Here is a 4,257-nt window from a genome sequence, read left to right on the forward strand (position 1 = left end):
CGCGACGTCGGAGATGTGCTGCCGGGTCTCGCGCTTCTTGCGCTCGCGCAGCGACTCCGGGGCAGCCGCCACGGTGCCGCTCACCACCAGTCTCCGGGCCACCTCTTCATTATTGCAGTTGCCGTAACTTTACAGCCACTGTATCTTTCTTCCCATGACTCGATCACCCGCCGTCGTCACCGAGGGCCTCACCCGCCGCTTCGGCGACTTCACCGCCGTGGACGCCCTGGACCTCGAGGTCCCGGCCGGCACCGTCCTCGCCCTGCTCGGACCCAACGGAGCCGGCAAGACGACCACCGTCCGGATGCTCGCGACCCTCACGAAGCCCACCAGCGGCCGGGCCGTCGTCTGCGGGCACGACGTCGTCACCCAGGGGGAGCAGGTACGACGCTCGCTGTCCCTCACCGGGCAGTTCGCCGCCCTCGAGGACCACCTGACCTGCCGGGAGAACCTGGTGCTGATGGCCCGGCTCCGCGGTCACGGTCGCAAGGAGTCCCGCGCCATCGCCGACCGGCTCATCGCGCGCTTCGACATCGGAGAGTTCGCCGACAAGCTGGTGAAGGCGGTCTCCGGCGGGCAACGCCGCCGGACCGACCTCGCCGCCTCCCTCGTGGTCACGCCCGAGCTGCTCGTGCTCGACGAGCCGACCACCGGGCTGGACCCGCGCAGCCGGCAGGAGGTGTGGTCCGGGGTGCGCGAGCTGGTCGGCGAGGGCGTCACGGTGCTGCTGACCACGCAGTACCTCGAGGAGGCCGACGAGCTGGCCGACCACATCGTGCTCATCGACCACGGCCGGGCCGTGGCGAGCGGGACGGCGACCCAGCTGAAGGCGCAGATCGGTGACCAGCGGGTCGACGTCGTCGCCGCGGACGTCGCCGGCTTCGATGCACTCGTCGACGCCCTGTCGGGGCGCTTTGACATCCACGCCGTCCGCGAGCGCCGGATGCTCTCGGTGCCCGCCCCCGACGAGACCGCCGACCTCGCCGCCGTGGCGAAGGCCGTGCACGCCACCGGCGTCACCGTCGACGAGCTGGCGCTGCGCCGGCCCACGCTCGACGACGCCTTCCTGGCCCTGACCGGCCACGCCACCGAGGAGACCGCATGACCACCGCCGCCCTGCCCTCGAGGCGCTTCCTGTCCGAGACCAGCCTGCTCGTCGGGCGCAGCTTCCGGATGATCCCGCGGGTCCCCGAGCGGCTGCTCGACGTGACCCTGCAGCCGATCGTGTTCACGCTGCTGTTCCTCTACGTCTTCGGATCCGCGATCCACATCCCGGGGGTCCGCTACCAGGACTACCTGCTGCCCGGCCTGCTCGGCCAGCAGCTCGCGTTCGGGATCATCGGCGCGGGTGTCGCCACCGCGACCGACTTCCACACCGGCGTCATCGACCGGTTCCGCTCCTTGCCGGTGAAGCGGCTCGCCGTCATCACCGCGCAGGTCGTGGCCCAGGTGCTAGAGCAGGTGCTCGGCATGACGATCGTCATCGTGCTCGGGCTGGCCCTGGGGTGGCGGCCGACCTTCGGGGTCGGCGGCTTCTTCGAGCTGGTCGCGCTGGTCCTGCTCGGGCTGATCGCGTTCACCTGGTTCGGGGTGCTGCTCGGGATGATGGTGCGCAGCACCGACGCCATGCAGGGGCTCGGCTTCTCGATCGTCTTTCCGCTGTCGTTCCTCGCCGGCACCTTCGTGCCGATCGCCGGCATGGCCCTGGTGCCGCGCGTCATCGGCGAGTGGGACCCCATCTCTGCGCTGGTCGCCGCCGTCCGGCACGTCTCGCAGGGCACCGACGCGCACGGGTCGTGGCAGCTCGAGCACCCGGTCGTCGCGATGGTGGCCTGGTGCGCGCTCATCATCGGAGTGACGGTGCCGCTGGCCCTGCGCAGGTTCTCCCGGATGTGAGCTACCGCCTGGAGTAGCGGACCCGCACCGGCCCCGCGGCCCGGGAGACGCCACCGATCTGCTGGCGACGCGGGCGCACCTGCGTGAACAGGGGCTCCAGCTCGTAGGCGTCCAGCAGGCGTCGTACCGCGATGCGGATCGCCGTGATGGCGCGGTAGGTCGCCTTCCCGTCGAAGACCTCCACCGGCTTCAGCACCTGGCGCAACGTGATCGAACGCTGCGCCATCCGGATCGACTCGTTGGCGCACTGCTCGAGCAGCACGTCGTCTCCCGCACGGACGCGGGCGAGCAGGTCGGGCCGCTGCAGCAGGTTCACCAGCGTCCAGGAGAGCGCGGCGTAGAGGTTCGACAGCGACCCGAGGTGGATGAGCGCCAGGTCACGCGCGATGCCGACCGGGTCGCCGTCCCAGGCCTCGGAGATGGTGGCGAGGAAGCCGGTGGGCGGCGCGGACGCCAGCACCTCCGCGACGACCCGCTCCACCTCCGCCAGAGCCGCCTTCTCCCGGCGCTGCTTGGTCGCCGCCGTGCGGAACGCCTGGACCGGCCGGACGAACGCCTCCGCCGAGTCCAGCGCGTCGAGCAGCGGCATCAGCTCCTCGAGCCGCGCGGACATCGCCGGGCCGCCCCACGACTCGAGGCCCAGCCGGTGTGCCACCCGCCGCATCTCGCCGAAGACCTCGAAGGTGCCTGCGTCGCCGAGCGCGGACAGCTCAGCGGTCATCGCGTCGTCGAGGGCGGACAGGTAGGTCTCCGTCAGGTCCCGGCCGAACAGCTGGTGCGGCGTGACCCGGCGGCCGAAGAGCAGCTCCTCCGGCATCTTGAACTTGATGAGCGTGTAGGTCGCCAGGCCGAAGCTGGCGTCCTTCTCCTCGAGGGCGTACAGCGACCGCACACCCTCAGGGGAGAACAGGCACAGCATCCGGAAGCCGAACGCGTCGGCGACGAAGGTGTCGCCGTGCCGGCGGCGGGCGCGCGCGAAGAACCGGGTCGGGTCCCAGAGCAGCGGTACCCCCGCTCCGAGCCGCGGCAGCCCTCCGACGACCGGGGGCAGCGGCGTGATCTCCGGCAGGGGCACGGCCGGAGGGTATGCGGCTAGCGGTCGGCTACAGGGTCTCGTCGATGAGCACGTCGAGGTTGGAGAACGTCGCCGGGCCGTCGCAGAGCTTCATCATCTGCTCGGCGAACGCAGATGTCTCGGGCATCTCGCTGTTCTTCATCGCTTCCTCGTAGGACTCGAAGAACACGATGTTGACGTAGCGGTTGTCGTCGTCCCGGCTCTTGGTGAGGATGCCCCGCCTGGCGGTCCGCCGGTCCTGGGTCGTCGACCGGTAGTCGTCCACGAGTGCGCGAACCTCGTCGAAGCGGTCGGTCTTGAAGTCGATCACCTGGATGAACATGGTGTTGCCCCCTTGGACTCGGATACCTCCGGTCTACTCCTCACGCGGCTCCGGCGACAGGGTGTAGGAATCCCCGCATGGCCTACTTCGTCACCGGTGCGACCGGTTTCATCGGCAAGCGTCTGGTCGAGAAGCTCCTGGCCAGGGAGGGCGACGTCTACGTCCTGGTGCGCGAGCAGTCCGTGGAGAAGGTGCGTGCGCTCTGGCCGGACGACCGCGTGAAGCCCGTGGTGGGTGACCTGTCCCAGCCGCTGCTCGGCGTCGATCCTGCTGCGGTGCAGGGGATCCAGCACTTCTTCCACCTGGCGGCGCTCTACGACATGACCGCGAGCGCGGAGGCCAACGACCTCGCCAACGTCGCCGGCACCCGCAACGCCGTCGACCTCGCCAACGCCCTCGGCGGCACGCTGCACCACGTCTCGTCGGTGGCCGTGGCCGGCGAGCACAAGGGCATCTTCCGGGAGGACTACTTCGACGAGGGCCAGAAGCTGCCCAGCGCCTACCACCGCACCAAGTACGAGTCCGAGAAGATCGCGCGGGAGGCGCAGGTGCCGTGGCGCGTGTACCGGCCGGCGGTCGTGGTCGGTGACAGCACGACCGGCGAGATGGACAAGATCGACGGGCCGTACTACTTCTTCACCGCCATCAAGCGGGTCCGCCACCTGCTGCCGGAGTGGGTGCCGCTGGTCGGGCCCGAGCTGGGGTGGACCAACATCGTCCCGGTCGACTTCGTGGCCGCCGCCCTGGACCACATCGCGCACCAGCCCGGCCTAGACGGGCAGGCGTTCCACCTCACCGACCCGCGCGGGATCCGGGTGGGCGAGGCGCTGAACGCCTTCGCCCGAGCCGGTCACGCGCCTCAGCTCGGCCTGCGGATCGACCAGAAGCTGCTGGACCTGCTGCCCAAGGGCACCTTGTCGATGCTCATGAAGCTGCCGCAGCTGCGGGCTGCCCGGCGCGAGCT

The 4,257-nt window shown here is 70.2% G+C and carries 5 protein-coding genes; 3 read left to right on the forward strand and 2 right to left on the reverse strand.

What is annotated here, in order from left to right; all coding sequences use genetic code 11:
* Positions 1-154 precede the first annotated feature (154 nt).
* Both JF597_RS53495 and JF597_RS53500 read left to right on the forward strand, forming a co-directional pair.
* A complete protein-coding gene (locus JF597_RS53495) occupies positions 155-1,105 on the forward strand; it encodes an ATP-binding cassette domain-containing protein (protein WP_294014286.1) in 951 nt (316 codons plus the stop codon).
* Positions 1,102-1,896 carry an ABC transporter permease gene (locus JF597_RS53500; protein WP_294014288.1) on the forward strand — a complete coding sequence of 265 codons (795 nt, stop codon included), beginning with the start codon at positions 1,102-1,104 and terminating at the stop codon, positions 1,894-1,896. Before JF597_RS53495 ends, JF597_RS53500 begins: the two co-directional genes overlap by 4 nt.
* 1 nt (position 1,897) lies before the next feature.
* Here the strand turns inward: JF597_RS53500 and JF597_RS53505 are convergent, their stop codons facing one another.
* The gene (locus tag JF597_RS53505; protein WP_294014290.1) at positions 1,898-2,971 is read right to left on the reverse strand and encodes a hypothetical protein; all 1,074 of its coding nucleotides are present in this window, start codon (positions 2,969-2,971) and stop codon (positions 1,898-1,900) included.
* A gap of 28 nt (positions 2,972-2,999) precedes the next feature.
* Complete coding sequence (locus JF597_RS53510; RefSeq protein WP_294014292.1) at positions 3,000-3,293, reverse strand: hypothetical protein; 294 nt, start codon at positions 3,291-3,293, stop codon at positions 3,000-3,002.
* Positions 3,294-3,370: 77 nt separating this feature from the next.
* Between JF597_RS53510 and JF597_RS53515 the strand changes: the two genes are divergently transcribed.
* Positions 3,371-4,257: SDR family oxidoreductase (locus tag JF597_RS53515; RefSeq protein ID WP_294014294.1), on the forward strand; the 887-nt coding region annotated here is incomplete at its 3' end.

Origin of the sequence: Streptomyces sp. (assembly GCF_019510245.1) — a bacterium.
GTDB lineage: Bacteria > Actinomycetota > Actinomycetes > Streptomycetales > Streptomycetaceae > Streptomyces.